This window comes from Streptomyces doebereineriae, from assembly GCF_031845645.1.
Lineage (GTDB): Bacteria > Actinomycetota > Actinomycetes > Streptomycetales > Streptomycetaceae > Streptomyces > Streptomyces canus.
The window spans coordinates 1-460 of record NZ_JAVREZ010000259.1; the positions used below are offsets into that span (position 1 = coordinate 1).

Consider the following 460-nt stretch of genomic DNA (forward strand, 5'->3'; position numbering starts at 1 on the left):
TCCCTGACCCGCACTGGTCACCAGTCGCCAATTGGCGACCGGACCGGAGCCGATCGGGTCGGCTGTCGTACAACCTGTCCGCATTGGTACCGGTCGGGCCTCTCGATCACGCGGCGGGGCTGTACCGTCCGGTGCCATGAATCCTCGCCCCGTGCCGGTGCTGCCCTCCGGGGGCCGCCGGGTTGCCTTCATCGGAAAGGGTGGCGCGGGCAAGTCGACGATGCTCGCCTACCTCCTCGCTCACTGGAAGTCGTACGGCGTGCCCTGTGTCGGCATCGACACGGATGTGCCGGGAGAAGGGGAGCACGGCACCCTGTACGTCCATGCGAGCCGGGCAGACCTCGGCGTACCGGTCTACCCGGCGCCGGCGGAACCACAGATCCGCCAGGAAGCACAGCGGCTGTGCCCGGAGAAGGGCGTGTGCGTCCTCGACACCGGAGCCTGGGAGCGGAAGAAGGAC

1 pseudogene is annotated in these 460 nt (G+C 68.7%); it reads left to right on the forward strand.

Going from position 1 to position 460, the window contains the following annotated elements:
* Positions 1 to 136 precede the first annotated feature (136 nt).
* A pseudogene (locus RNB18_RS51770) lies at positions 137 to 460 on the forward strand (hypothetical protein); the annotation flags it as partial.